The following is a 24487-nucleotide window of genomic DNA, read 5'->3' as shown; positions in this document are numbered from 1 at the left end:
TGATGAGAAAGAGCTTGGCAAAAGAAAAGCTGCAAGAGATGCAGCTTTTCCTTCACCGCTCTTTTCATAAAAGAGAGGGGATAAGCACGGAAGTCTCCTTATCCCCTGGTTCTTACTCAGCCTTGAAGGATTTCAATTCTTTTTCAGTTGAAGGGATCTCGAGTCCGTCCGCGATTTTCTTCTTCCAATCGTCTGTTGCTTTGATGACATCGTCAGAAAGGTTCTCCTTGTGATCCGAGATGCCGACTGCATCTTGCGCCAAACCGTAGGTTAATGTTTTGCCGCCCGGGAATTTCCCGTCACTTGCTTTTTTCGTTAAGTCCTCTACGGCTGTATCCACTTTTTTGACCATTGATGTGAGAGTGACATTGTCTTTTGTGCCTTTGACTTGACCTTCCGCGTACTGGTCTTTATCAACACCGATAACCCATACGTTCCGCTTCGGATCTTCTTTTTTCAGATTTTTCGCTTCTGTGAAGACGCCCGTTCCCGTTGCGCCGGCCGCGTGATAAATGACGTCAACGCCTGATTTGTACATGCTTTCAGCCGTCGCCTTGCCGACATCGGCTTTGTCAAATCCGCCCGCATATTTCACTTCGACGGTCGCTTTCGGATTTGCGGCTTGTACACCCGCGCGGAAGCCGATTTCGAATTTTTTGATCAATTCAGACTCCATTCCGCCCACGAATCCGACTTTTCCCGTTTTGCTTGATAGCGCAGCGGCTGCTCCCACGAGGAATGAACCTTCCTGCTCTTTAAATGTAAGGCTCGCCACGTTGTCTTTTTTGACAACGGCGTCAATGATCGCAAAATTTGTGTCTTTGCGCTGATCGGCGATTTCGCTGATGGAATCCTGCATCAGATACCCAACGCCGTAAATCAGGTCAAAGTGTTCCCGCGCTAATTTATTTAAGTTCGTTGTATAATCTGCATCTGATTTTGATTGAAGATAGTCAAAACCGCTTTTGCCTTTTGTAAGCCCGTTGTCTTTTCCGAATGCCTGAATACCTTCCCAGGCGGACTGGTTAAATGATTTGTCATCGACACCGCCGATGTCCGTTACCATGCCGACGGTAAAGTTTTTACTGCCGGAGCCGTTTGCTTTGTCACTTGAACCGCATGCGCTTAATATGGTTCCGGCCGCCGCGATGAGCGCCATCGCCATTCCGATTTTGCGTTTTTTCAAAGATATAACCCCCCTGTAAAATATGGCTGTGCCGTTCAATTCAGACTTGAGTCCCCGTACCGGATGCAGAATCGAAAAAACTTTCTGATAATAATGATGAGACGTCTCTCTTTTTCCCGCCTTGAGCGGCTGTCTCTTCCGGGTTCGGGACTTATGACTTATCTGAAAAGATCTGCTAACCAATCATAATTTATCATTTTACCCGCCATAAATAAATAGAAATTTGCTTATTTTTTAAAAAATATCAATTTTATGAATCGGCTTCCTCATCTGGATAAAACAGAGGAGGATCAGCCAGGTCATTATCCTTATATAGCATACAAAAAAGGAATCTCAAGCCTTTTGTCACGGGATATGACAGTAAAAAAGCACCGTTCACAGCGGAACGGCGCTTTTTGACATTATAAATATTGTTTGATGCTGCTGACATTGCCGGTGTTGATATGATATTGGAAGACGGGTCTGCCGATCGTGCCGTACGCCATCTCTACATTCAGCACTTGTATGTCTTCCAGAAATTTAAGGTATTTCCGGATGGAGACTTGCGAGATTTCAGTATGCTTGGCGAGATCTTCCGTGGTAAAAGAGCCGTCACCGAAAGATTCAATGCTCGCCCAGATGAGTTTAAGCGTGCTTTTTGTCAATCCCTTCGGAAGGTGAACCTTTTCCGCCGCTTCTTTCTTTTGAAAAAGCTCGGCATCCAATTCTTTCTGTGTCATGCTTCTGTGTGATTGATAAACTTTCTGCTTGCGTCTGTAGTCGGAAAGAGCGGTTTGAAAGCGGTCAAATTCAAATGGTTTGATTAAATAATCGACGGCGCCGTACCGAAGCGTTTTTTTGATGACGTCCAGCTCGCTTGCGGCCGAAATGACGATGACATCAACCGATTCATTTTGTTTGCGGATTTCCGTTAATAGCTCAAGCCCGTTTTTTCCCGGCATGTAAATGTCAAGAAGGATGAGATCGATATGATGCTCGCTCAGCACGTGCAGCGCGCTTTGAAAGGATGATGCGATCCCTTTCAGCTGAAATCCTTCAATCTGGCTGAGATAGCGTTTATTTAATTCACCCACCATGGGGTCGTCTTCAACTATGAGTACATTAATCATCATTTTCCTCCTTCGGTTCATACGGAATGCGAAGACTGAAAGTCGTTCCTTCATTCTTTTCACTTGTCACAATCATATGGCCTTTTAAATTTTCTGTTGCCTGCTGGGTGAAATAGAGGCCGAACCCCCGGTTTGTCCCTTTCGTGGAATAACCTTGTTCAAAAATACGGGCTTGGTCTGCCGCAGACATTCCGGCTCCCGTGTCCGTAATCTCTATATCAAGCTGGCGATCCTGAAACCGCATCGAGCACGTAATGTTTTTTTTCGGCATCTGCGCCACCGCGTCGAGCGCGTTGTTTAACAGGTTTCCGATAATCGTAATGAGCTCATGGATGACGGCCGGATCTGCCGCATTCGGGATCAGGCTGCCGAGCTGAATGTCCAGATCAGCGCCCTGTTCGCGTATGTAGCTTTGTTTTCCTAGAAGAAACCCTGCGAGAACCGGACTTTTGACATCACTTATAATCTCGCTTGTTTCCGTCTTCTGCTGAATGGCAATGTCTTTAATGTAAGTGCCGAGATCATCGTATTCTTTTAACTGGACAAGCCCTAAAATGACATGAAGCTTATTCATGAATTCATGAGACTGGGCTCTTAATGCGTTTGCATACATTTTAACACCGGACAGCTGTTCTGCTAAATGTTTGACCTCCGTTTTGTCCCTGAACGTGGCGATCGCTCCGACGGTTTGTCCTTTCAGATGAATCGGAACCTCATTAAAGACCAGCTCAAGCCCGTTAATGCGGATATCCCTGTCCTGAAGCGGTTTTTTCGTTTCAATCACTTGTTTCAGCCGGCTTTTCGGGAGAATATCGTTCACATCTTGATCGACCGGATTAGTCGGAATACCCATTTTAATAAAAAGCCGTTTCGCTTCCGCATTGGCGAGCTTGATTTTTCCCCGCGCGTCAACCGCCAGAATGCCTTCCTTCGTTGATTCGAGCATGGCGCTCCGCTCTTCGAGGAGGGTGGCGATCTCATAAGGCTCAAGACCGTACATAATGTTTTTGACGGTGCGGGCGACAATGACGGCTCCGATGACGCCGACAAAAATACTTACGCAGATGATGAAATAAAGCGGTCTCAAACTGTGGCTGACGACATCCTGTATTTTGTTAAGCGAAATTCCGACCGAAACGACGCCCACTTGTTTTTTATCTTTTCCATAGATCGGTACGAAGGCTCTCATGGATTTTCCGAGAGTTCCCGCTGATGTGCTCGTTTTGATATGTCCGTGCATCGCCGGCTGTTCGTCTCCGCCGGTGAATTTCTTCCCGATTTTATTTGCGTCGGGGTGGGTGAGGCGGATGCTGTTCATATCCATCACCACGACAAATTCGGTTCCTGTCGTATGCTGGACGTCTAATGTATAATCCCGGAGCTCTTTCAGCCCTTTTCTTGTTTGCAATGCCCGCGCGACACTCGGTGTTTCCGCGACCAGCTTTGCGGTGCGCAGCGCGGTCGTCCGTTCTTCTTCTTTCACGCGGTCTGCTGTTTGGACGCTGATCGTGAAAAAGGTGATACAAAGTGCGATAAGGACGACAATACAGACGAATATCGTTAATCGGGTTTGCAATTTTAATGTTTTTTTCATAACAGCCTTCCTTACGTTTATCATTCCCGCGTTCTACTTTACTCCGAAAAAGCCGGTTTGTGAAGATCAGGCCCTTATTTCGTAAAAGTGAGGAAAAATGGTATTTTTTATCTTGTCAATGTGTTTTAAGTCCTCCATAATAAGTGAGGTAGATTACAGAAAGGGACTTTTTATATGAAAAATACTTATTGGACGGGTTATTTTCCGCTCGTTGCGATTCTGCTTTTTAGTTCGTCATTATCCATTTCTACCTCGCTTTATGTCATGAAGATACTTCAGACGCTCGGCATGTATCAGGGGATGCTGGATTATTTCTCTGAGAAAGGGATCAGACTGGCGCTTTTTGCAGCGTTCGCCCTTGTGTATTTTATGCTTTTTTCGGCTTTGAAGCTGATTGCAAACACAGTGACAGAGCTGTCTCTTTTGTTTTTCACAAATGACCCTGAAGGGGACAATCTGAAAAAAATCAGATTAGGCTCTTTAATTTATGTAGGCGGAGGAATTCTTTCCTTTGTGCTCGTGCAGAATGGTTTTTGGATTGCGGCGTTATTTGCCGTTGTTACGCTCGTTTATTTGATTTTCATGGTGTACAGAATCTATTCGACACTCTCGATCGTTTCGCTGATCGGTTTTATATTGCTTGAGATTCTGTTTTGGTTTACTTTTGTTATCGGTATTTTGTACATCTTTATCAAGCTTTATAATAGCATAATGGCTAGCTTACCTGTGTAAGCTAGCCATTTTTGTTAAGACAGAAATCTGTTTTTGATCTCAGGGGAGGGGAGCATGCATGCTTCCCTTTTTCCGAACCATTTGTAGCGGCGCCGGGCGATGAAAGAATAGGCTCTGTCCCTGAGGGGGCGGGGCACTGCGAAAAAAACCGCTGACAGCCGCCAGGCTCCGCGGAGATGACGGGAAACCTTTAACACGGCTGCGGATTTTTTGTATATCCGCCCGTTTTCGATAAAAATCATGCTGTCAAATTGTTCTGTCGGAAGTCCTTCTGATGCCAAAAGCTCCCGGGCGGTATCTGATTGCAATGATGCAAATGAGATTTTGCCGGCCGGATCGCGTTTAATGATGAATTGAACGGCGCCGCTGCATAAGTTGCAGACGCCGTCAAACAAAAGTACGCGGTCCGGAAGCTGAGCTGGTTCCAAAGCGGATCCCCTCCGTTATCTTTAATAAGCTGCCTGCAGCGTGTTTTTCCAGATCGAAAGCTGAGGGCTTGCGTCATGAAGGTATTCGACGCTTGACGGTGTATCCTTGCCGACCCATACCCCCATCGTATAAGCGTCCGTCAGGCCGACAAACCACATATCGTGATAGTCATTTGACGTTCCTGATTTTCCGCCGACGTACGGAGCTTTAAAGTTCGCTTTCTTTCCTGTACCGCTCTTGACGACGGCTTTCATCATTTCTTTGATCTGCATGTTGGTCCGCACGCTGAATACCTGCGTCGGCTCATCTTTCCATTTTAATATCGTTTTTCCTTTTAAATCAGTCACTTTTGTAATCGCGTGACTCGGCGTATAAACGCCGTTGTTGCCGAACGTGGTGTACGCATTGGTCATTTCAAGCGGCGTCATGCCGTTTGTAAAACCGCCAAGCGCCGCAGGCAGACGGTAATCCGCGCTGACCAGCTTCGCGAAATGAAACGGTTCAAGGTAGCTGAACGCCTTATTGACGCCGACGCGGTCCATGATTCTGATGGCCGGTGTGTTGTACGAGTATTTAAACGCCGTTTCCAGCGTGACCGTACCGTACGTGCGGTTATTGTAGTTTTGCGGACAGTAATCCGCACTGCAGAATTTGCTTGCGTCAATCTTGCTGTGTGGCGTTGCGCCGGTCTTTTCAATGTAAGGTCCGTAATCAAGCAGCGGCTTAATGGATGAACCGGGCTGTCTGTATGCCTGATAGGCACGGTTGAAATCATATTTATGGTAATCTTTCCCGCCTGAAAGCGCGATAATCTGATGTGTCTGATGATTAATCACGGCCGCTCCGCCTTGGACGCCTGCATACGGCAGATTTTGATTCACTTGGGCGACAACCTGGTTTTGCATATACGGATTCAGCGCCGTATAAATCTTCACGCCGTCTTTTAACAATGTGCTGACTCTGTCTGAAAGCTCACTCTGTATTTTTTGTTTCGCCTTTCCGGAAGCTTTTTCAAGACGTTTGTCATAGCCTTCGGATGATGAAACAAGCTGTGTGAATTCATCATTTACATAGGAAACATAGTCAGGATATTTATTTGTTTTTTCGTTTATATCAAGCTTGATCTTTTCCTTTTCGGCTTTTTTCAGCTGTTTCCCGGATATAACGCCTGCTTTTTTTAATCCGTTAAGCAATCTGACTTGTCGTTTTTTCGTATAATCAAAATGCTTGAGAGGATCATATAATGTAGGGTTATTAGGGATGGCGCAGATAAAGGCCATTTCTCCCAAAGTGAGAGATTTCAGCGGCTTGCTGAAATAAAATTGTGCCGCCGAACCGACACCGTATACGCCGTTATTAAAATAAATCGTATTTAAGTAGCCTTCTAAAATCTCATCTTTGCTGTATTTTTTCTCAAGCTGATAGGAATAGGCCAGCTCCGTCAGTTTTCGGCTGAAGGTGCGTTCATGGCTTAAATACACATTCCTTGCCAGCTGCTGGGTGATGGTGCTGGCGCCCTGATCAATTTTATGATCTTTGAAATTGGAGGCGGCCGCCCTGACCATCCCCATAAAGTCAAACCCTTTATGCTCATAAAAATGACGGTCTTCAGAGGTTAAAAACAGTTGTTTTACCTCATTCGGTATTTTATTAAAGGGCACGATCACGCGGTTCTCATGATCGCTGACAATCTCAGAAACAAGGCTTCCGTCCCTGTCATACATGTAACTGTTTTGAACCAGGTTGATCGCTTTTAAATCAATATGTTTATCGAGCACCTGATCAAAAGGCTTGATTTGTTTTACCTCTTTGCCGGAAGCAATAACTGTAAATGCACACAACGGGATAATGCCGAGCAGCAAAATCCATCCGATTATTTTACGTACCATGGTCACTCTCTTTTCTCCTGATTTCTAGCCATATCGTATCATTCTTTTAAGAATACGAGAAGGTTAAATTTAGAAGAAATCGTGATCGCTGCCGGTCAGCCCGCATTTGACGCTGTATCCTTTTGCAAATGTCCCGCCATCCATAAGAGCCCCGCGCCTATTAAAAAGAGAAAGGCGGTGACGTAGAAAGCAGCCGAAATGGAAAAACCGCTCGAGACCGCACCTCCGAGCAGAGGGCCGAGCACATTTCCGAGAAAACGAAAGCTGACGTTATAGCCGAGCACCTCTCCCTGGATGCTGCCCGGCGCCCTGACGCGGATTGCGGCCGTAATGCAGGGGAGCGTGCCGCCCATGACCATGCCGAACAGAAATCTGAAGACTAACAGAATGGAGAGGGAGGAGGCGAGCGCCTGCGGAATGAAAAACACCGCTGAGGCAATCAAAAGCACGATTAAAATCCGGCTGTGGCCGAAGCGGTCGCCGAAGTCCCCCCATTTCCGGGCAAGCAATAAGCTTCCGAGTCCGGTCGCTGAAAACGCCATTCCGGAGAAAAAAGCTAAATTAACAGGTCCGTGCAGCTCATTGACATATAAAGCGAGCAGCGGCTGAATGCTGAAATTGCCGGTCTGCACGATCATAGTAAGCACCATCATCGCCCAAAGCGCGGGCTGGTGAAAAATATAGGAGAGCACCTGTTTTCTGGAATAGGTTTTCCGCTTGTTTTGTTTCTCGCCGAGCGGCTGCTCATTGACCTGAAATAAAACGAGAAGCACGGATGCGAAAATGACAAAAGACGTAATAAAAAATGTGTACGTAAACCCGAAGCTGTCAGCGAGCAGCCCGCCCAGCATCGGTCCGAATAAAGTGCCTGACACCTGACCCATCTGCAGCGTGCCGAGCGTCTTCCCGGCAGTCTCTTTCGGCGTCTGCGCCGAAATCATGGCAAGCGATGTCGGAACAAAGCCTGTTACTAGACCCATAAGCAGCCGCAGGACAAACAGCTGATAAACGGATGTCACAAACCCCATCAATAAAATGCTGACGGCAATGCCGGTTCCTGTAATCAAGAGAATTTTTTTGTAGCCGCGCTTATCGCCGAATCTTCCCCAAAACGGGGAAATCACAAACGCCATTAAAAACGTGACGCCGAACACATACCCGCTCCATCTCTGCACATACCCGCCCGAATGGGGGCTGATCGTTTCGATATATAACGAAAGAAACGGAACAATCATGGTCATGCTGGCGGAAATAAAGAAATTTGTAATCCAAATGACGACGAAGTTCTTCTTACGGACAGAAATAACATCACCTTCTTTACTTTTCGCGTATCTAATCATTAGTATATAGGAATGAATCCGGTATTTGTATTTTCGATGCGGATATAGGAAAATTCATTATTTTTAGAAAATGAAGAAAGTTTCAGAGGGGAAACTGATATACTATCATAAAATATCATTTTTGATCGGAGGAAAGGCAGGTGTAAAAAAGTGGATCAGCGCAGTCTGCTCATTATTGATTTTGAATTTACAATGCCTGACGGAAAATACAGCCCGCAAAATTTCTTTCCCGAGATTATTGAAGCGGGGATTGTCAAGACGGTGAATGATGAAGTGACTGAAACGTTTTCGAGTTATATCAAACCGAAAAAATTTCCGAAGCTGACGAAACGATGCAAAACCTTTCTGAATATCACCCAAAAAGACGTGGACGGCGGAATCACGTTTAATGAATTCATCCGCAAATTAAATGAGCTTGATCCTGATAAAAACTGTACGATCGTCACCTGGGGCAATATGGATATGAAAGTGTTAAAGCAAAATTGCATGTTTAACCACATCCCTTTTCCGTTCAAAGGAGAACTTCGGGATCTGTCCCTTGAATACAAAAACTTCTTCGGCGACAGAACATTGACCGGCCTTTGGAAAGCGGCAGAAGAGTATGGCGATAAAGGGACGGGCACGCATCATAAAGCGCTGGATGATGCGCTGACGACATACAAATTATTCAAGCTTGTCGAGCGGGATAAACAATATCTTGAAAAACCGAAACCTCCGACGATCGGTGATCGCGTCGATCTGACTGAACTGTTTCGCCGGGCCACATAAAAAAACCCAATCATGCCGACTGGGTCAAGTTCGTTTAAAATAGTCACGCTCTAACGCGGCCAAGTTGTCGAGCGAACGTTCCGCCCATTCTGAGCCGTCCGCTGTAAGCTGATCTTTCAGCCGGGCAGACGCCGCTTGTAAAGAAGCCGTATAATCAGGCACCTCGCCATCAAACGGTTTGACCATCTGATGCGGTATGTTTGTCTGTTCCCCGAATGCAAGCGCTCTTCTTTCATGAAAAAACGGAACATCCGCCTGCTTCGGATGATGAAGATCTCCTTGAGCGGGATGCGTCAGAACGGCTTTAATTTTCACTAAATAGTGATTGGGCCTGACGTCTGTCACTTCCCCTATGTATGCTCCTGTTTTATAAAACCCTTTTACGATTGTGCCGATTTCAAACGTATTCATAGCGTTCACCTCTCTCTAGTTATTCTATAAAAGATCAACGCGGTTGGCTAGTGAACAGCGCCGGAAGCCTGACTGAGGCCGTTGTGCCCGAGTGCTCGCCGCTGGTGAAACAGACGGAGCCTTCATGATGCTGAATAATCGAGAATGTCACGGTAAGCCCGAGCCCGGTGCCGTTCGTTTTCAGCGTATAATATGGCTTGCCGAGTTTCTGCAGTTCTTCATCGGACATGCCGATTCCGTTATCCGTAATCTGAATGAGAATTATCTCTTCCTGTTTTTGGACGGAGACCTCGATTCGGCCGTTTTCAGAGGGCACAGCTTCAATACTGTTTTTAATCAGATTAATGAAGGCCTGTTTCAGTTTTTTTACATCGCCGAACACATATAAATCAGGCTCGCTTTGAACAGTCACGGTCACCGATTTAAAATTGGCATAAGACTCCATTAAGGAACCTGTTTCCTTTACGAGCAGAGAAATATCAAACTTTTCTTTTTCATAGTCATCCTGCTTCGCCATATCGAGATAATTCGTAATGATCGTCTGAGCCCGGTCGAGTTCGGACAGCACAAGTTTCTGATATCCGGAGTGGGATTTGTCCTGAAGCTGCTCGCCGCTGAACAGCAGCTGCACAAAACCTCTGACGACCGTAAGCGGATTGCGGACTTCATGGGCGACGCTTGCCGCAAGCTCGCTGACGACGGCCATTTTTTCTGAGTGAATCAGCCTTGCCCGCATGGACGCATTCTCATCAATGATCTCAATCAAATAAATGCACAGCAAAAGGGCGCTGACTTGAAAAAAAACAGATACTGCCGCCTCGTAATAAACGGAAGATAGATTTTGAAAATTGAAAATATTGGTCGCGGAATAGATGAAGACAGATGCGGTTAATAAGGCGGTTTCAGTGCAGCCGATGAGAAGAGCGAAAAGCAGTTTCTTCCGCTTTGAAAAAAAAGGCCATTTCGTTTGGAGCTGGATAGGGATGATGATTAAAAAAGGAATTAAGGATAAGAAAAAAAGAGCGGAAGGTTCAAACCATATGAGCTGAAAAAAAACGGATGCCGCCCCTGCGGCAAGTCCTGCGGCGGTACCGGAATAAAGCAGGCAGACGATAATGGGAATCAGCTGCAAACCGTAACGGACGGAATGAAGCTCCTGGATGGGAAAAGCCGTACATAATAAGGAAGATGACGCTGCAAATACGGCGACCAGCAGGCGGTTCGCTCTCGGCACAAGCAAATCGGGCTTGCTGAGCCAGAAGACTTGATAAAGAAAAATAGGGAATAAAATAAAAGAGAAGTGAAGCAGGTAATCCTTTACAATCTCCATTTATGCGAAATCCTTTCCTATGTAAATATGAATCTATTATAACATCTTTACCGGAAAAAAAAGTATATATTTCTCTAAAGCGAACGCCCTTATCTCATCTGATAAAGGCGTTCTTTCCGCTGCTAAGCGAGCGCTGCTTTCATTCTCTTAAGCCCTTCTTTTACGGCGGCGGCTGAACAGCCGACATTAAGTCTCATAAATCCTTCGCCGCCCGGTCCGTATTTTGTTCCCGGTTCTAATATGATTTTCCCTTTTTTGAGCATTCTTTCTTTGAGCTCGGCATCCGAAAATCCGTATTCGCTGAAATCCATCCAGATCAAATAGGAAGCGTCAGGCTTCATCATGCGGACTTTCGGCAATTCTTTTCTTAAAAAGTCCTCAGCCAATTTCATATTCCCTTCAATGTAAGGAATCAGCGCGTCAAGCCAAGGGCCTCCCTTTGTATAGGCCGCTTCGATTGCTGCAACCGCAAATGTGTTGAGGCTGGAAATTCCGTTCTGATGCAATACGGCGGAGAATTTCGCCCGCTTATACCGATCGGGAATGATAATGGCGGATGCCTGAATCCCGGCAATATTAAACGTCTTGCTCGGCGCGAGACAAGTAACGGAAATCCGCGCAACTCCTCAGACAGAGAAGCGAAAGGCGTATGCGGCTTTCCGTACAGCATTAAGTCGGAATGTATCTCGTCAGAAACGACGGTGACGTTATGGGCGGCGCACAGCGATCCGAGCTTCATAAGCTCATCCCGGCTCCATGCTCTGCCGGACGGATTGTGGGGATTACAAAGAATCATCAGCTTGACCTCAGAATCGTTCAGCTTTTTCTCAAGATCCTCAAAATCCATACAGTAGACGCCGTTTTCTTCCCGTAACGGGTTATGTAAAACCTGCCGTTTGTTTTCCTTGATCATCTGATAAAAAGGCGTATACACCGGTGATTGAATCAACACCGGATCGCCCGGTTCGGTAAAGGCTTGTACGGCCATGCTGATTGCCGTGACAACACCGGGACTGAACGCGATGCTTGCGGGGGCGGGCCGGTAGCCATGCCGCGTCTCAAGCCATGAAGCGACGGCTTCTCTTGTGTTTTCGTCAGGAGACGTATAACCGAATATGCCGTGGTCAAGGCGGGCTTTTAAGGCGTCAGTGACCGCTTCGGGAGCGCGGAAATCCATATCGGCAACCCACATCGGAAGCGCATCCGATACGCCGAATAACGCTTCCGCCTTGTCCCATTTCACCGATTGTGTGCCAAGACGGTTTTCTCGAAGATCAAAGTTCATGTATGTCACTCCTGTAGTATCATTATTTTGCACAGCGTATCTATGATAAAATAGAATTGCAAACTTTATTATAAGCGGTGATGAAAATGGAAGAAAGCCAAGCGGTCATGGAAATGATGAAAATCATTGCCAAGTGGGACCCGTTTAAATATGGAGAAGATTTTTATGAGACAGAAGCCGTCGACATCGTTCAGGCCGTCTACAGTGAAGACCGTGCCGACAAGCTGGCAGCAGCCATTCAGGATATCTTTGAAGCTTCATTTGAGCAAAAGCTTCCGATCGAAGGCTGCCGAAAGGCCGCCGAGCAGCTTCTGTTCATAAAAGAAAGCAGCTCCTGCACCCCTTAAAAACCGGCGGTTCCGCCGGTTTTTTTATTGAATAAATTCAAAAATCCGCTCCGAAACAAACTCCGGGCGCTCTTCGGGTACGAGGTGCCCCGTATCCTTGAGTGAATACAGAATGGAATCCGGCAGGTCGTCATGAAGCCGTTTTCCGACTGAGACCGGAACGACACGGTCTTCTTCTCCCCAGATTAAAAGAGCGGGGTTTTGCACTTTCTTCAAATCCTCGGGCTCTAAATCGCCCTCCCTATGTCTGATAAACCTTGTCATCGCTTTGAAAATCTGGCGGTCTGTAAATGGTTTTTCGTAACCGTCAATCATTTCCTGATCGATAAGCGTCCGGTCGTGAACGACATTTAACAGGTTGTTCAGCACGCCGTCTTTTGAAAGCCAATACTTAAGATACAGGTCAAAACAAGGGAGATGCGTCCCGAATATAATCGACGGGTGCGAGCGCTTTAAATACCCCGAGCTGCACAGCAGGACGATTTTAGAAAAAAGCTCGGGTCTGAGAAGAGACGCGGATAAGGAAATCTGGCCGCCCATTGAATGGCCGATGAGTGCGGCCCGGCTGATACCGAGCTTTTCCAGAAGTCCGATCAGAAGCTTGGCGAGGTTTGCGTAAGTATATACGAATGTCCGTGACTTTTCCGATTGCCCGAAAGGAGGCAGGTCAACGGCGATAATATCATAATGGTTTCTGAGCAGCGGGATCAGTTTTCTGAAGCTGAATGCCGAAGATAAAAAACCGTGTACGCAGACGAGTGTCTGTCTGCCGGGATTTTCATAATGCTCGTAATACAGCTCAACTCCGTCTATCGCGGCCCGTTTAATCGGTGAAACAGCTTCCATGAGAGCCTTCGCCGTCCTTTCTTTGTTGTAATGTAAAGGCTTTTTTGATTGTCAGATTTTAGCTCTGGTTTCTTTCGGGTTTTTCTTAGCATTTGTCGAAAATCGTGATATAATGTCATGAAGATTTTTGATAATGCAAAGGTGTGAAACGTATGAAGCTGACCGAAAAAGAAACAGAAATATTAGAAATTTTAGACGAAAACAGCCGCGTTGATGCGGAAACGATTGCGAAAATGGCAAACATTCCCGCTGAAGAAGTCAAAAGCATCATTGAAAAGCTTGAAAAGGAAAAAGTCATCATTGATTATGCGGCGATGATCGACTGGCGCAAAGTCGACGGTTTGGAAGGCGTCACGGCGATGATTGACGTAAAAGTCACTCCAAAACGAAATGTCGGCTTTGATGAAGTCGCTGAGCGGATATACAGATTCCAGGAAGTTGAATCAGTGTACCTGATGTCAGGGGTGTATGACTTATCTGTCGTTATTCGCGGCAACACGATGTCAGACGTGGCAAGCTTCGTGTCTGAAAAATTGTCCACCCTTGAGTCTGTCGTTTCCACGACAACGCACTTCATCCTGAAAAAATATAAGCATGACGGCAAAGTCTTTGAAAGCGGAGACGATGACAAAAGAATCGTGGTGTCTCCGTAAATGGAAACGAAGACTTCTTATTTATCTGACTACGTGCAGCAGATTAAACCGTCAGGCATCCGCAAGTTCTTTGATCTGGCCGCTACGATGGAAGGCGTCATTTCACTGGGAGTGGGAGAGCCTGACTTTGTGACGGCCTGGAACGTGAGGGAAGCGAGTATTCTTTCTTTAGAACAGGGTTATACGGCTTATACGGCAAATGCGGGTCTTTATGAACTGAGAGAAGAAATCAGCCGCTACTTAGATCAGCGGTTCGGCCTGAGTTATTCACCTGACAGTGAACTGATCGTTACTGTAGGGGCAAGCCAGGCGCTTGATCTCGCTGTCCGCGCCATTATGAATCCTGGAGAGGAAATGTTAATTCCCGAACCGTGTTTTGTCGCATATGAATCACTCGTGACCTTGACGGGGGCGAAGCCGGTGCCGATTCAGACTGTCGCTGCAAAAGGTTTCAAAGCATCAGCCGCCGATTTTGAAGCGGCCCTGACGGACAAAACAAAAGCGCTGCTTCTATGCTCGCCGTCAAATCCGACAGGTTCCGTCTATTCGAAAGAAGAGCTTGAATCCATCGCTGCTTTCGCTGAAAAACACGACTTGATCGTGCTTGCCGATGAAATTTATGCCGAGCTGACGTATGATGAGCCATTCACGAGCATGGGGGCCATCCGCGGCATGAAGGAACGCACGGTTCTCATTTCCGGCTTCTCCAAAGCATTTGCCATGACGGGATGGAGACTCGGATTTACGGCGGCGCCTCCCGTGATCAGGGATGCGATGCTCAAAATTCATCAGCACGCGATGATGTGCGCGCCTTCCATGGCTCAGTACGCGGCGCTTGAAGGGCTGAAAAACGGCCAGGAAGACGTCGAAAGAATGAAGAAAAGCTATCGGAGACGCCGAAACCTGATTGTGGAGACATTGAACGAAATCGGACTCGGCTGCCACCACCCCGGCGGAGCATTTTACGCCTTTCCTTCCATTCAGTCGACCGGCATGAGTTCAGAAGAATTCGCGGAACAGCTGCTCATTGAAGAAAAAGTAGCCGTCGTTCCGGGGAATGTATTCGGCCCGAGCGGCGAAGGCTACATCAGATGTTCCTATGCGACATCCATTGAGCAGATTCAGGAAGCGCTCGTCAGAATCAAACGGTTTGTTGAAAAAAGGGCATAAAAAAAGATACGAACCCGGTTCGCATCCAAATAAAAGGGGGGGAATACTAGAAAGCCTTCGTAATCATAGTATACCCTCCTTTATCTGTGCTTAAACATGATTATGTAAAAAAGTTCTCTTTGCGAAAAACAAACTTGTATGATATAATTTTAAATTGCGTATAATCTGTATTTAATTTAACTTAGGAGTTGTTATGAATGGCAGCAAAATTTGAAGTGGGCAGTGTTTACACTGGTAAAGTAACAGGATTACAAGCGTATGGTGCGTTTGTTGCATTAGATGAAGAAACTCAAGGACTTGTTCACATTTCTGAAGTCACTCACGGTTTCGTAAAAGACATTAACGAACACCTTTCTATCGGTGACGAAGTACAAGTAAAAGTACTTGCGGTTGACGAAGAAAAAGGAAAAATCAGCCTTTCTATCCGTGCGACTCAAGCGGCGCCTGAAAGAAAAGAAAGCAAACCAAGAAAACCGAAAGCGGCTCAAGCTTCTGAAGAAACATCTGCTCCGCAAGGTTTCAACACATTGAAAGATAAGCTTGAAGAGTGGATCGAACAGTCCAACCGCAAAGACCTTATCAAAAAATAATCATTAAAAAAAGCACCGGATATGTATGTTCGGTGCTTTTTTTATGTTTATCTGACTTCCGGATTTGCCGCTTCCTCGCGGGATGTTTCTTCGTTCGGCTTAAACAGCAGGCCGAGATTGATCAGGCCGGCGATGCCGACAAGGCCGTAAATAATCCGCGACAGAGCTGATCCTTGGCCGCCGAAGATGGCTGCTACTAAATCAAATTGGAAAAACCCGATCAGTCCCCAGTTAATAGCGCCGATAATCGTTAATACGAGACAGATACGCTGAATAACACTCATGTAAACAACCTCCTCTATGAATTCGTGAAACAGTTATAGATTGTGACAAAGCAAAGAATCTATGCATACTACATTCTCCGCCGTGAAAATCACACACTGTTTCAAGCTGTACAAGTGCCTTTCCCGGGAATTCGATGTCTGTAAACCATGTGATGCGCCGTCAAAAAAGCGGATTGCTTTACATTGAACGTCATCTTTCTGCATAATATAAATCCAAAGGAGGAGATGTCATGCAAAACTTTACATATTGGAATCCGACCAAATTGATTTTCGGAAAGGGAGAGGTTGAAAAACTTCCTGAAGAAATCAAACCGTACGGAAAAAACGTGCTGCTCGTATACGGAGGAGGCAGCATTAAGCGCAGCGGTCTTTATGATCAAGTAACCGAACTGCTGAAAAAAGCGGAAGTTACCGTACATGAATTGGCAGGCGTAGAGCCGAATCCGCGTGTCTCAACGGTGAACAAAGGTGTTGCGCTCTGTAAAGAAAACAGCATCGATTTCTTATTGGCCGTTGGCGGCGGAAGTGTCATTGACTGCACGAAAGCCATCGCGGCGGGCGCTAAATATGACGGCGACGCGTGGGATATCGTCACAAAAAAACACCAGCCGAAAGAAGCGCTGCCTTTCGGAACAGTGCTGACACTTGCGGCAACCGGTTCAGAGATGAACTCCGGATCAGTCATCACAAACTGGGAGACACAAGAGAAATACGGATGGGGGAGCCCGCTCGTTTACCCTAAATTCTCTATTCTCGATCCGGTAAACACATTTACCGTTCCGAAAGACCACACCATTTACGGCATGGTCGATATGATGAGCCATGTGTTTGAACAATATTTCCACCACACGCCAAACACGCCGTATCAGGACCGGATGTGTGAATCGCTTCTGCGCACGGTGATTGAAACAGCGCCGAAGCTGATCAATGATCTGGAGAACTACGAGCTTCGTGAGACGATTTTATATACAGGCACGATCGCATTAAACGGAATGCTGTCAATGGGCGCAAGAGGGGATTGGGCCACACACAACATCGAGCATGCGGTATCAGCGGTTTACGATATACCGCACGCCGGAGGTTTAGCGATTCTGTTCCCGAACTGGATGAGACATGTGCTCAAAGAAAATCCGGCCCGCTTTAAACAGCTTGCCGTCCGTGTCTTCGATATTGACGAGACAGGCAAATCAGATGAAGAGATCGCACTTGAAGGAATCAGCAGGCTGTCTGATTTCTGGACGAGCCTCGGTGCTCCGAACAGACTCGCTGATTATGATATTTCTGATGAGAAGCTGGATACGATTGCAGATAAAGCGATGGCAAACGGAGCATTTGGACAGTTCAAGTCACTGCAGAAAGAAGACGTGCTTGCGATACTGAAAGCATCATTGTAATAACATAAAGGGGGCGGCTGGATTGGCAGCTCCTTTTTTTCTGTGTTATAGTAATTCCCTTACGATTTTTTTGGAGGTTATGATAAATGGAGAACTTTACGTACTACAATCCGACGAAACTGATTTTCGGAAAAGGTCAAATCGACCAATTGAAAAAAGAGCTGAAGCAATACGGGAAAAACGTGCTGCTTGTTTACGGAGGCGGCAGCATTAAGCGAAACGGCCTGTATGACCAAGTAACAGGCATCTTAAAAGAAGAAGGCGCAACCGTTCATGAGCTTGCGGGCGTTGAACCGAACCCGCGTCTGGAAACGGTAAATAAAGGAATTGAGCTGTGCAGAAAGCATGAGATTGATTTCCTTCTCGCAGTCGGCGGCGGAAGTGTCATCGACTGTACAAAAGCGATTGCGGCCGGTGCGAAATATGACGGCGACGCATGGGACATTTACAGCAAAAAAGTAACGGCGCAGGACGCGCTCCCGTTCGGCACGGTGCTGACGCTTGCGGCGACAGGCTCTGAAATGAACCCTGATTCCGTTATCACAAATTGGGAAACAAACGAAAAATTCGTATGGGGCAGCAATGTCACTCATCCGCGTTTCTCCATTTTAGATCCTGAGAATACTTTCAGCGTTCCGGAAAACCAAACCGTATACGGCATGGTGGATATGATGAGCCACGTATTTGAACAATACTTCCACAATGTTGAAAACACGCCGCTTCAGGACAGAATGTGTTTTGCGGTCCTTCAGACGGTAATTGAAACAGCGCCGAAACTTTTGGAAGACCTTGAGAACTATAAGCACCGTGAAACGATTTTATACGCGGGTACGATCGCATTAAACGGCACGCTGCAAATGGGCTATTTCGGCGATTGGGCTTCCCATACGATGGAGCACGCCGTATCAGCGGTTTATGACATCCCTCACGCGGGAGGACTTGCGATTCTGTTCCCGAACTGGATGAGATACACGCTGGATACAAATGTAGACCGTTTTAAAAACCTGATGCTCAACATGTTTGACATTGATACTGAAGGTAAAACGGATAAAGAAATTGCGCTTGAAGGGATCGATAAATTGTCCGCGTTCTGGACAAGCCTCGGCGCACCGTCCCGCCTTGCGGATTATGACATCGGTGAAGACAAGCTTGAGCTGATCGCAGACATCGCCGCAAAAGAAATGGAATACGGCGGATTCGGCAATTTCCAAAAACTGAACAAAGATGATGTACTTGCCATCTTAAAGGCGTCACTGTAAGATACATTCCCGGCCGGGGTGAAGATGAAATAGATTTTCAAGCAGCAGATGCAACCGTTTTGGGAGTCCCTTCATTAGTGCATCAAGAGCAAGTGAAACACCCCTTGCCATGAGACAACTATGGAAATCTCACATGATGCGGATTTGACTCCCTGTTTCTGTACATTTAGCAGAAAAGGATCAATTAACTTTGCGATTGCCGATCATCTATTTACACAAAATCTAAATCATGAAGATGAAGAGCCTTGCTATACTTCGAATTTAAAAAAGGGGCGCTGATTCAATCAGCGCTCCTTTTATGCATTTTGTGTACTAAGGTCCCGCTGCGCCCCCATATAGCTTCCCATTAAGTTTTGATAACCGGGAAGATGACTGGAGATTAATGCGCCAAAACCTTCAACGTCGTTGCGCCAATCACGTTGTAACTCGCATGCTACGCTGAACCAGTTCATAAGCTGCGCGCCGCCATGAGCCATACGCGTTAATGATGCATCTGCTACTTGCTTATTAAACGTCCCCGAAGCATCTGTCACAACAAACACTTCGTAGCCTGCTTTAATGGCAGAAAGCGCAGGAAAAGCAACGCAGACGTCTGTTACCACCCCCGCGATAATCAGCTGTTTTTTGCCAGTCGCCTCAATGGCTTTAACAAAGTCTTCATTGTCCCATGCATTAATTTGTCCGGGACGGGCTATTTTTGGCGCAGCGGGAAAGAGATCAACGAGTTCTTGCATGAGCGGCCCGTTGGGTCCGTTTTCAAAACTCGTTGTTAAAATAACCGGTAAATCAAAGAATTTAGCCGTATCACCGAGAGCCAGTACATTGTTTTTAAATTCATCAACGCCATAGTCACGCACGAGACCGGAAATAAGGCCGGTTTGATGGTCAACTAAAAGCACGGCAGCATCATCTTTTGAAAGACGGGAATAAAGATCAGACATTTTATCATCCTCCTTGAATTAAGGCAAGTAAGTTTGTGAATTGAAAACGGTAAATCTATTCATATGCTGTATAGAAAGAAAGTTATTTCTGAGGTGACTTTTCGTGAGGGGGATGATCCTTCAATTAATCTGGAACGGGAACCGGAGCATGATCAATCCAATGGATAAACTGTTGTAAATAGCGTTGAAGATAACGTTTTGTTTGTTCATCCGTAAGTATGTTTTGAGCGGAATCAATTTTCTCATGGACTTGCGAAACCAGCATTTTTTGAAAGGGCAAAACATTGACTTGCATAGCTTCGAGTACTTCCCTCATTTGCGTTTGACCAAAGGCAGTACCGAACCCTCCGGGGGTTGCTCCGATTAAGCCAACCGGTTTTCTGTTTAAAACAGAAGAGGTCCGCGGTCTCGATGCCCAGTCCAATGCATTTTTTAATACCCCCGGAATTCCGGAATTGTACTCTGGACTTACAATGATGACGCCGTCAACGTCTTGTATATCAGCTCTAAAGGATGTTACGGAGTCTGGTGCTCCGGCAATTTCTAAATCTTCGTTAAAAAAAGGAAGACTGTCTATTTCAACCCAACGAAATTGAGCCGCATTATCGAAGTCAATCAATGATTGAGCAATTGCTCAATTATACGAGTTTTTTCGTGAACTTCCACAAATAAGACCAATGGTTTTAGTCATAAAATCACCTCCCGGTTTAAAATCACTTTCATCTTAACACGATACCCCAAATATAGACACTATTTTTAAAATTGTACATTTATGTCTTAATATGCCTTCGTGGCAGTCTCTCAAGAGGAGTACTATATAAAAAGAACCGGCCCATCGGGATTGGCGATGGATGTCATCCTGCTCCAAAGTAAAGGTGATACGTTCCTGGATCACCAACATTCGATTCGTTATCCCTCTCACAGTTAATACAAATATAACCATCTCGAATCCGGGATATTGTATAAAAAATGAACGCATCTTTAGCGCAAATCCCGTATTCATCATGCCTTCTTCATGACTTGATTTAGCGGGTGAGTTCATATAAAGTGAAAGAGAAAACAATTCACCGTGATGGAGGGACAAGCAAATGACGCATGTACGCTTTGATTACTCAAGAGCGTTACCTTTTTTCAATGAACATGAACTTACATACGCACGTGATTTCGTAAAAACGGCACACCATAATATCCATGAAAAAACAGGCGCCGGAAGCGACTTTTTAGGATGGGTGGACCTCCCTGAAAACTACGATAAAGAAGAATTCGCGCGCATTAAAAAAAGCGCTGAAAAAATCAAATCAGATTCAGACGTGCTTCTCGTCGTGGGTATCGGCGGTTCATACTTAGGCGCCCGCGCGGCGATTGAAGCGCTCAATCATTCTTTCTATAACGTTCTGCCGAAAGACAAGCGCAAAAACCCTCAAGTTATCTTTATCGGCAACAATATCAGCTCAACTTATATGAAAGATGTTATGGATCTTTTGGAAGACGCTGATTTCTCTATCAATGTCATTTCTAAATCAGGCACGACGACGGAACCTGCAATCGCTTTCCGGATTTTCCGCAAACTTCTTGAAGAAAAATACGGAAAAGAAGAAGCGAAAGCGCGGATTTACGCGACGACAGATAAAGAGCGCGGCGCTTTAAAAACGCTTTCTAATGAAGAAGGCTTCGAATCATTCGTTATTCCTGATGATGTCGGCGGACGTTTCTCCGTTCTGACTGCGGTAGGCCTTCTGCCGATTGCGGTAAGCGGGGCTGATATCGATGAAATGATGAAAGGCGCTCTTGATGCAAGCAAAGACTTTTCCAGCTCGGAATTAGAAGAGAACGCGGCTTACCAATACGCCGTCGTCCGCAACGTTCTGTATAATAAAGGCAGAACCATTGAAATGCTTATCAACTATGAGCCTGCGCTGCAATACTTTGCGGAATGGTGGAAGCAGCTCTTCGGCGAAAGTGAAGGAAAAGATGAAAAAGGCATCTATCCTTCTTCCGCTAACTTCTCAACAGACCTTCACTCTCTCGGTCAATACGTGCAGGAAGGCAGACGCGATCTGTTTGAAACTGTATTAAACGTTGAAAAACCGAAGCATGAGCTGACAATTGAAGAAGCGGAAAATGATCTCGACGGCTTAAATTACTTAGCCGGCAAAACGGTCGATTTCGTCAACAAAAAAGCGTTCGAAGGCACGATGCTTGCCCATACAGACGGAAAAGTGCCGAACTTAATTGTCAATATTCCAGAGCTTAATGCATATACATTTGGATATCTCGTCTATTTCTTTGAAAAAGCGGTGGCGATGAGCGGTTATCTGCTCGGAGTCAACCCGTTTGATCAGCCGGGTGTTGAAGCCTATAAGGTGAATATGTTCGCGCTTCTCGGCAAACCGGGCTTTGAAGAGAAAAAAGCAGAGCTTGAAAAACGCCTTGAAAAATAAAAAGAAGGGCTGGCCCTCAGCATGACGGGTCAGCCTTTTTTAAACCGTGAAAGGTGTGATGATGAATGATACGGCTCTTATGTAAGCATGCCGTCATTTCCGTCTGTTCCGCCGCTATTGTCTATTCGGCACTAAAACTGTCTCCTGAATCCCTCTTACAAACCATCCTGTTTTTCGCTTTCCCTCTCGGCTTGTTTACGGACATGGTCCGGCTGAAACTGAAGATTGGCCGGATGCAGTCGCTGATCACGAAGTGCTGTCTCTATGCCGCCGTTTTCTATATTTCAACGGAAGCCGTTCTCTCCGCAATTGTGACGTATGTTCTGATTGAATGCGCCGTTACCTCTTTCCGGCGTCTGTCTGCCGCTCCCGATTCTTCCCGGGCGCCGTATGAAGATGCCGCAGAGCGGGGACGCTAAAGACAAAAAGGAGCATATGCACATGATCAGCATACCATCTTCACTTGAGGGGCAATCGTTTTTACTCCGCGAACTGGAACAGGTGCTGAAACCGATCGGTTATACCATCGGAGGCGGCTGGGAGTATGACCGCGGGTTCTTTGATTACAAAATTTCCGATCAGGACGGCTATTTATTTCTCCGTATCCCTGTTGAAGCAAATAAGGGACACCTGGATGAACGGGGGGCCTCCGTTACAATCGGCACACCCTTTTTGCTGAGGCACGTCTATCAGGAGGAAACGGATGATCACGCAGGCGGCGGTGTTTTTGAGTCATTATTCAACCAATTCTCCGAGCCGAAACGGCGGGATGCGGCAATTGACCGCTCATATACAGATATCGGCATCTCGCTTGTGAAAGAGCTGGAAGACGTCCTGCTGCATTAAAGAGCCAAAAACAGATCAGTATCGAGCACCTGGTATGACAGGGGAGGGGTCAGCATCGGCCCCTCTTCTTTTTGTATGCCGATGATCGTGGTATTCCGTTTGAGATAATAGAGCGCACAGTCATGATAAGATGAGCCCTTTAATTCCTCGGGGACGGGAATGATGCGCACCTTTTTCTCCAGCGTCAGATCTGACAGCGTTTGCGGTTTGGCAAGCTGCAGCTTGACCCGGTAATGCTCAAACATCACCCGGCTCGACAGGCGTGATGTGCACAGAATCTTATTGGCTCCTGCGCGCTCGGCGTTTTTGACATACCGTTCCGTTAAAATTTCCACGATACAATAAACGGACGGATGCAGCCCTTTGATGGCGAGAAGCGTTAATACCGACAGCATATCAGCTTCGGATTCATTTTTCTGCTGGTCTGCTGTCAAAATGACGGTATCGGCTTCCGTAATATTCGCCTTATTGAGCGTACTGTCATCAGCGGCATGTCCGCGGATGAAATGGACGTTTTCAATAAGCGGCCCTTCCCTTAATGAATCATCAATCAGGACGACAGTTTTTGACGGCGCGATGTGCTGCAGTTCTTTCAGCAGCATATGCGACTTCTCATTCCATCCGATAAGAATGACGTGCCCCTTGCCTTTAAAGGCGACCTTCCCTTCGACATAGCGGTGCTGTTTGCTGAACACGGCTGAAGAAAGCGTGGCGAAATAGGCGGTCACAAAACTCGCTCCGCTTAATACAAGCACCATGCCGGCAATCTGCCCGAGCGGTGTCTGGGGAACGTAATCGCCGTAGCCGACTGTGGCCACCGTAATAACCGCCCACCAAACCCCTTCAAACACAGACGTGAATTGCTTCGGCTCAAGCATGTAAATGAGTTGGCCGAACAATAAAATCAAAGCGATAATGATCAGTCCGATCCGAACATATAACGGCCATCTCAGCCAGGAAATAAAAATACGGTTTGATTTCATTCGTCCGGCTCTTCTTTCGTCAGAGAGATGGATAAAATCTGCTTAATAATGGTGTTTAGTTTTTCGTCCAGCTGTTCCTGGCCGTATGAGTTACGCGCATGTCTGATTAAATCGGCCGTCTCATCTTCAAACTGTATGAGAGGTTCGTCGTTTTCCGCCTCATTATAGAGCTGGATAAAGGCGTCAAGCCCCTCGTTCATTCTGTCTATCGCATTGCTCAGCTGTTCTTTCTCGCCATTTGTCACTTTCATGTCGATCACACCTGTATCTTTTTTTATACAGTATGTCCCAGTTCGTTTGATGTCTTTCAAAAATCGCCGAAAACATATTCACCCTCATTTTTTCATATGATAAAGAAAGCGGACCGAAAAAGGGTGAGTCAAATGACAGTCATTCAAAAACTGCTGGCGGCGCTGGCCGGAGCGCAGCTGCTCGCTTCGGCGGCCGTATTGCTTATTTTCGATTTGAATGGATACAATCATATGTCCGGCGGATTTTCATGGCTTGTTTTTGCAAAAGAGACCGCAGGCACGTTTCCGTTTTACATCGGATTGGCCGGGTGTATCCTCATCATGCTCGGAGGATTGATTCCTGTCAGAAAAAAGAAGCGGATTTCTGTACAGGAAAGCGGACAATCATTAAAATAATATATAAGCAGAT

Annotated in this window: 26 protein-coding genes and 1 pseudogene; 12 read left to right on the top strand and 15 right to left on the bottom strand. The window is 46.2% G+C overall.

What is annotated here, in order from left to right; translation table 11 throughout:
- Positions 1–112: 112 nt before the first annotated feature.
- From V7728_RS00285 to malK, 3 genes are all read right to left on the bottom strand, one after another.
- Positions 113–1186: a BMP family lipoprotein gene (locus V7728_RS00285; protein ID WP_007408665.1), complete on the bottom strand. Its 1074-nt coding sequence runs from the start codon at positions 1184–1186 to the stop codon at positions 113–115.
- Positions 1187–1587: 401 nt separating this feature from the next.
- Positions 1588–2295, bottom strand: coding sequence for a response regulator (locus tag V7728_RS00280; RefSeq protein ID WP_003152077.1), 708 nt, complete (start codon positions 2293–2295; stop codon positions 1588–1590).
- Positions 2288–3889 (bottom strand): malate sensor histidine kinase MalK, encoded by a 1602-nt coding sequence (gene malK, locus V7728_RS00275; protein WP_012118305.1) that lies wholly within the window; start codon positions 3887–3889, stop codon positions 2288–2290. The genes V7728_RS00280 and malK overlap by 8 nt, the downstream gene beginning before the upstream one ends.
- A gap of 174 nt (positions 3890–4063) precedes the next feature.
- On the opposite strand from malK, the gene V7728_RS00270 reads away from it, so the two are divergent.
- The gene (locus V7728_RS00270; protein ID WP_025285186.1) at positions 4064–4621 is read left to right on the top strand and encodes a YufK family protein; all 558 of its coding nucleotides are present in this window, start codon (positions 4064–4066) and stop codon (positions 4619–4621) included.
- 14 nt (positions 4622–4635) lie between these two features.
- Here V7728_RS00270 and V7728_RS00265 read toward each other — a convergent pair whose 3' ends face one another.
- From V7728_RS00265 to V7728_RS00255, 3 genes are all read right to left on the bottom strand, one after another.
- On the bottom strand, positions 4636–5049 hold the full coding sequence (locus tag V7728_RS00265; RefSeq protein ID WP_015240475.1) for a thiol-disulfide oxidoreductase DCC family protein: 414 nt from the start codon (positions 5047–5049) through the stop codon (positions 4636–4638).
- A gap of 21 nt (positions 5050–5070) precedes the next feature.
- Complete coding sequence (locus V7728_RS00260) at positions 5071–6945, bottom strand: transglycosylase domain-containing protein (RefSeq protein WP_012118304.1); 1875 nt, start codon at positions 6943–6945, stop codon at positions 5071–5073.
- Between the two features lie 89 nt (positions 6946–7034).
- Positions 7035–8279 (bottom strand): multidrug efflux MFS transporter, encoded by a 1245-nt coding sequence (locus V7728_RS00255; protein ID WP_205829091.1) that lies wholly within the window; start codon positions 8277–8279, stop codon positions 7035–7037.
- Positions 8280–8429: 150 nt separating this feature from the next.
- Here V7728_RS00255 and kapD point away from each other — a divergent pair, with 150 nt between their 5' ends.
- Positions 8430–9047 carry a 3'-5' exonuclease KapD gene (kapD, locus tag V7728_RS00250; protein ID WP_025285184.1) on the top strand — a complete coding sequence of 206 codons (618 nt, stop codon included), beginning with the start codon at positions 8430–8432 and terminating at the stop codon, positions 9045–9047.
- 24 nt (positions 9048–9071) lie between these two features.
- Here kapD and V7728_RS00245 read toward each other — a convergent pair whose 3' ends face one another.
- The 3 genes and pseudogenes from V7728_RS00245 to V7728_RS00235 form a co-directional block, all read right to left on the bottom strand.
- Positions 9072–9458, bottom strand: a complete 387-nt coding sequence (locus V7728_RS00245; protein ID WP_015240473.1) for a kinase-associated lipoprotein B — start codon at positions 9456–9458, stop codon at positions 9072–9074.
- A gap of 34 nt (positions 9459–9492) precedes the next feature.
- Complete coding sequence (locus V7728_RS00240) at positions 9493–10788, bottom strand: sensor histidine kinase (RefSeq protein WP_099567047.1); 1296 nt, start codon at positions 10786–10788, stop codon at positions 9493–9495.
- A gap of 122 nt (positions 10789–10910) precedes the next feature.
- Positions 10911–12073 (bottom strand): annotated as a pseudogene (locus V7728_RS00235) (MalY/PatB family protein).
- An 86-nt stretch (positions 12074–12159) separates the two neighbouring features.
- Between V7728_RS00235 and V7728_RS00230 the strand changes: the two are divergent.
- Positions 12160–12420: a DUF1871 family protein gene (locus V7728_RS00230; RefSeq protein WP_015240470.1), complete on the top strand. Its 261-nt coding sequence runs from the start codon at positions 12160–12162 to the stop codon at positions 12418–12420.
- Between the two features lie 24 nt (positions 12421–12444).
- Here the strand turns inward: V7728_RS00230 and V7728_RS00225 are convergent, their stop codons facing one another.
- Positions 12445–13266 carry an alpha/beta fold hydrolase gene (locus V7728_RS00225; protein WP_007408654.1) on the bottom strand — a complete coding sequence of 274 codons (822 nt, stop codon included), beginning with the start codon at positions 13264–13266 and terminating at the stop codon, positions 12445–12447.
- 152 nt (positions 13267–13418) lie between these two features.
- On the opposite strand from V7728_RS00225, the gene V7728_RS00220 reads away from it, so the two are divergent.
- The 3 genes from V7728_RS00220 (at position 13419) to yugI (ending at position 15679) form a co-directional block, all read left to right on the top strand.
- Complete coding sequence (locus V7728_RS00220; protein ID WP_003152098.1) at positions 13419–13919, top strand: Lrp/AsnC family transcriptional regulator; 501 nt, start codon at positions 13419–13421, stop codon at positions 13917–13919.
- Complete coding sequence (locus tag V7728_RS00215) at positions 13920–15089, top strand: aminotransferase (protein ID WP_025285179.1); 1170 nt, start codon at positions 13920–13922, stop codon at positions 15087–15089. It begins immediately after the preceding gene.
- 197 nt (positions 15090–15286) lie between these two features.
- Positions 15287–15679, top strand: coding sequence for a S1 domain-containing post-transcriptional regulator GSP13 (gene yugI / locus V7728_RS00210; RefSeq protein ID WP_007408653.1), 393 nt, complete (start codon positions 15287–15289; stop codon positions 15677–15679).
- 47 nt (positions 15680–15726) lie between these two features.
- Here the strand turns inward: yugI and V7728_RS00205 are convergent, their stop codons facing one another.
- Positions 15727–15963 carry a DUF378 domain-containing protein gene (locus V7728_RS00205; RefSeq protein ID WP_003152104.1) on the bottom strand — a complete coding sequence of 79 codons (237 nt, stop codon included), beginning with the start codon at positions 15961–15963 and terminating at the stop codon, positions 15727–15729.
- A gap of 230 nt (positions 15964–16193) precedes the next feature.
- Between V7728_RS00205 and V7728_RS00200 the strand changes: the two genes are divergently transcribed.
- Together V7728_RS00200 and V7728_RS00195 are read left to right on the top strand one after the other, a co-directional pair.
- Positions 16194–17357: an iron-containing alcohol dehydrogenase gene (locus V7728_RS00200; RefSeq protein ID WP_025285178.1), complete on the top strand. Its 1164-nt coding sequence runs from the start codon at positions 16194–16196 to the stop codon at positions 17355–17357.
- 86 nt (positions 17358–17443) lie between these two features.
- Positions 17444–18616, top strand: a complete 1173-nt coding sequence (locus V7728_RS00195; RefSeq protein ID WP_007408651.1) for an iron-containing alcohol dehydrogenase — start codon at positions 17444–17446, stop codon at positions 18614–18616.
- Between the two features lie 296 nt (positions 18617–18912).
- Here V7728_RS00195 and ycaC read toward each other — a convergent pair whose 3' ends face one another.
- Together ycaC and V7728_RS00185 are read right to left on the bottom strand one after the other, a co-directional pair.
- A complete protein-coding gene (gene ycaC, locus V7728_RS00190) occupies positions 18913–19557 on the bottom strand; it encodes an isochorismate family cysteine hydrolase YcaC (RefSeq protein WP_072589507.1) in 645 nt (214 codons plus the stop codon).
- Positions 19558–19681: 124 nt separating this feature from the next.
- Positions 19682–20188, bottom strand: a complete 507-nt coding sequence (locus V7728_RS00185) for an NADPH-dependent FMN reductase (RefSeq protein ID WP_223252812.1) — start codon at positions 20186–20188, stop codon at positions 19682–19684.
- Between the two features lie 457 nt (positions 20189–20645).
- Between V7728_RS00185 and V7728_RS00180 the strand changes: the two genes are divergently transcribed.
- The 3 genes from V7728_RS00180 to V7728_RS00170 all read left to right on the top strand — a co-directional run bounded on the left by V7728_RS00180 (position 20646) and on the right by V7728_RS00170 (position 22844).
- The gene (locus V7728_RS00180) at positions 20646–21998 is read left to right on the top strand and encodes a glucose-6-phosphate isomerase (RefSeq protein WP_007408647.1); all 1353 of its coding nucleotides are present in this window, start codon (positions 20646–20648) and stop codon (positions 21996–21998) included.
- Between the two features lie 65 nt (positions 21999–22063).
- On the top strand, positions 22064–22417 hold the full coding sequence (locus V7728_RS00175) for a transporter (protein ID WP_223252753.1): 354 nt from the start codon (positions 22064–22066) through the stop codon (positions 22415–22417).
- A gap of 22 nt (positions 22418–22439) precedes the next feature.
- Positions 22440–22844: a YugN-like family protein gene (locus V7728_RS00170; protein ID WP_059367936.1), complete on the top strand. Its 405-nt coding sequence runs from the start codon at positions 22440–22442 to the stop codon at positions 22842–22844.
- Here V7728_RS00170 and V7728_RS00165 read toward each other — a convergent pair.
- Positions 22841–23827, bottom strand: a complete 987-nt coding sequence (locus V7728_RS00165) for a potassium channel family protein (RefSeq protein ID WP_015240465.1) — start codon at positions 23825–23827, stop codon at positions 22841–22843. The two genes, V7728_RS00170 and V7728_RS00165, sit on opposite strands and share 4 nt — an antisense overlap.
- Positions 23824–24078: a protein mistic gene (locus tag V7728_RS00160; RefSeq protein WP_094032827.1), complete on the bottom strand. Its 255-nt coding sequence runs from the start codon at positions 24076–24078 to the stop codon at positions 23824–23826. Before V7728_RS00160 ends, V7728_RS00165 begins: the two co-directional genes overlap by 4 nt.
- Before the next feature lie 132 nt (positions 24079–24210).
- On the opposite strand from V7728_RS00160, the gene V7728_RS00155 reads away from it, so the two are divergent.
- Positions 24211–24474 (top strand): hypothetical protein, encoded by a 264-nt coding sequence (locus V7728_RS00155; protein ID WP_015418085.1) that lies wholly within the window; start codon positions 24211–24213, stop codon positions 24472–24474.
- The last annotated feature ends 13 nt before the right edge of the window (positions 24475–24487 follow it).

The sequence above is a fragment of the Bacillus sp. JHAA genome, from assembly GCF_036961585.1.
Classification (GTDB): Bacteria; Bacillota; Bacilli; order Bacillales; family Bacillaceae; genus Bacillus; species Bacillus velezensis.
This window is presented reverse-complemented; position numbering and strand designations above follow the sequence as displayed.

What these genes read in the sequence shown, in the direction of transcription:
- yugI (WP_007408653.1), top strand. Translation starts at nt 15,287, where the DNA reads ATGGCAGCAAAATTTGAAGTGGGCAGTGTTTACACTGGTAAAGTAACA.
- V7728_RS00165 (WP_015240465.1), bottom strand. Translation starts at nt 23,827, where the DNA reads ATGAAATCAAACCGTATTTTTATTTCCTGGCTGAGATGGCCGTTATAT.
- V7728_RS00230 (WP_015240470.1), top strand. Translation starts at nt 12,160, where the DNA reads ATGGAAGAAAGCCAAGCGGTCATGGAAATGATGAAAATCATTGCCAAG.
- V7728_RS00220 (WP_003152098.1), top strand. Translation starts at nt 13,419, where the DNA reads ATGAAGCTGACCGAAAAAGAAACAGAAATATTAGAAATTTTAGACGAA.
- V7728_RS00205 (WP_003152104.1), bottom strand. Translation starts at nt 15,963, where the DNA reads ATGAGTGTTATTCAGCGTATCTGTCTCGTATTAACGATTATCGGCGCT.
- V7728_RS00200 (WP_025285178.1), top strand. Translation starts at nt 16,194, where the DNA reads ATGCAAAACTTTACATATTGGAATCCGACCAAATTGATTTTCGGAAAG.
- V7728_RS00170 (WP_059367936.1), top strand. Translation starts at nt 22,440, where the DNA reads ATGATCAGCATACCATCTTCACTTGAGGGGCAATCGTTTTTACTCCGC.
- V7728_RS00270 (WP_025285186.1), top strand. Translation starts at nt 4,064, where the DNA reads ATGAAAAATACTTATTGGACGGGTTATTTTCCGCTCGTTGCGATTCTG.
- V7728_RS00195 (WP_007408651.1), top strand. Translation starts at nt 17,444, where the DNA reads ATGGAGAACTTTACGTACTACAATCCGACGAAACTGATTTTCGGAAAA.
- V7728_RS00215 (WP_025285179.1), top strand. Translation starts at nt 13,920, where the DNA reads ATGGAAACGAAGACTTCTTATTTATCTGACTACGTGCAGCAGATTAAA.
- V7728_RS00175 (WP_223252753.1), top strand. Translation starts at nt 22,064, where the DNA reads ATGATACGGCTCTTATGTAAGCATGCCGTCATTTCCGTCTGTTCCGCC.
- V7728_RS00280 (WP_003152077.1), bottom strand. Translation starts at nt 2,295, where the DNA reads ATGATTAATGTACTCATAGTTGAAGACGACCCCATGGTGGGTGAATTA.
- V7728_RS00245 (WP_015240473.1), bottom strand. Translation starts at nt 9,458, where the DNA reads ATGAATACGTTTGAAATCGGCACAATCGTAAAAGGGTTTTATAAAACA.
- V7728_RS00160 (WP_094032827.1), bottom strand. Translation starts at nt 24,078, where the DNA reads ATGAAAGTGACAAATGGCGAGAAAGAACAGCTGAGCAATGCGATAGAC.
- malK (WP_012118305.1), bottom strand. Translation starts at nt 3,889, where the DNA reads ATGAAAAAAACATTAAAATTGCAAACCCGATTAACGATATTCGTCTGT.
- V7728_RS00180 (WP_007408647.1), top strand. Translation starts at nt 20,646, where the DNA reads ATGACGCATGTACGCTTTGATTACTCAAGAGCGTTACCTTTTTTCAAT.
- V7728_RS00240 (WP_099567047.1), bottom strand. Translation starts at nt 10,788, where the DNA reads ATGGAGATTGTAAAGGATTACCTGCTTCACTTCTCTTTTATTTTATTC.
- V7728_RS00225 (WP_007408654.1), bottom strand. Translation starts at nt 13,266, where the DNA reads ATGGAAGCTGTTTCACCGATTAAACGGGCCGCGATAGACGGAGTTGAG.
- ycaC (WP_072589507.1), bottom strand. Translation starts at nt 19,557, where the DNA reads ATGTCTGATCTTTATTCCCGTCTTTCAAAAGATGATGCTGCCGTGCTT.
- V7728_RS00255 (WP_205829091.1), bottom strand. Translation starts at nt 8,279, where the DNA reads ATGATTAGATACGCGAAAAGTAAAGAAGGTGATGTTATTTCTGTCCGT.
- V7728_RS00155 (WP_015418085.1), top strand. Translation starts at nt 24,211, where the DNA reads ATGACAGTCATTCAAAAACTGCTGGCGGCGCTGGCCGGAGCGCAGCTG.